This is a genomic window from Pseudomonas juntendi (genome assembly GCF_009932375.1).
Taxonomy (GTDB): Bacteria; Pseudomonadota; Gammaproteobacteria; order Pseudomonadales; family Pseudomonadaceae; genus Aquipseudomonas; species Aquipseudomonas juntendi.
Genome location: NZ_BLJG01000103.1, coordinates 1 through 462 on the forward strand (window position 1 = coordinate 1; position 462 = coordinate 462).

Annotated in this window: 1 protein-coding gene; it reads right to left on the bottom strand. The window is 71.4% G+C overall.

Translation table 11 applies throughout. The features are described from left to right. Nucleotides 1-462: YdcF family protein (locus GYA94_RS14325; RefSeq protein WP_161892536.1), on the bottom strand; the 462-nt coding region annotated here is incomplete at both ends.

Consider the following 462-nt stretch of genomic DNA (forward strand, 5'->3'; position numbering starts at 1 on the left):
CGGCCGCGCATGCTCGCGCCCAAGGAACCCCACCGGCGCCGGCACCACCTCGAACCCTGCCTGTTCAAAACTCCAGCGCGAACGCTGCATGTGCCAGGCCTGGGTGACCACCACCACACGGCGAATCCCCAGCGGCTGTAGCACCTTGGCCGACAGCTGGGCGTTCTCCCAGGTGGTGCGGCTGGCCTCTTCGCGCCACCTCACCTCGACCGCGAAATCCTCACGCAGGCGATCGGCCATCAACCGCGCCTCACTCGGCGGCGTGCCATAGTGCAGCCCGCCACTGGTCAGCACCGGCAAACCGGAGGCCTTGGCCAGCCGCGCAGCAAACCGCATGCGCTCCAGCGCCGTGGCCGTGGGCTGGTCACTGCCGCCCCAGGCCAGGTCACCACGTTCACGGCCCGCGCCCAGCACCACGATCGCGTCTGCCCGCCCTCCCACGCCCGCCCATCCCCCCCCGGC